This is a genomic window from Psychrobacter sp. TB20-MNA-CIBAN-0197, assembly GCF_040309765.1.
Lineage (GTDB): Bacteria > Pseudomonadota > Gammaproteobacteria > Pseudomonadales > Moraxellaceae > Psychrobacter > Psychrobacter submarinus.
On the sequence record NZ_JBEOPC010000773.1, the window covers coordinates 1 to 264 of the forward strand.

Sequence of the window (264 nt, forward strand, 5' to 3'; positions counted from 1 at the left end):
CACTCGATCTCGCCGATAGCTCTGGCAATGGCTTCCCCAATCACGAGCTGAGCAATGAGCAGATTCAGCGTGCACTAGACGCTGAAGGACTCCGCTACCATGCGACTCAGTTGCGGGAGCGTTCGTCCGACTGGTTCGCTCACTACGTCGCTTCGCACGTCGACAGCAACTTGCCTGTCATCCTGACAGGTATGGTTTACGGTCTTGAACGTACTCCCGAGAGGAAGTGGGAGGTCGTGGCGCGGGGCGGCCATGCTATTACCT

1 protein-coding gene is annotated in these 264 nt (G+C 58.0%); it reads left to right on the forward strand.

The genetic code is table 11. From position 1 onward, the window contains the following. The coding region (locus AAEY83_RS15930) for a hypothetical protein (RefSeq protein WP_351060518.1) at positions 1-264 on the forward strand (264 nt) is incomplete at both ends.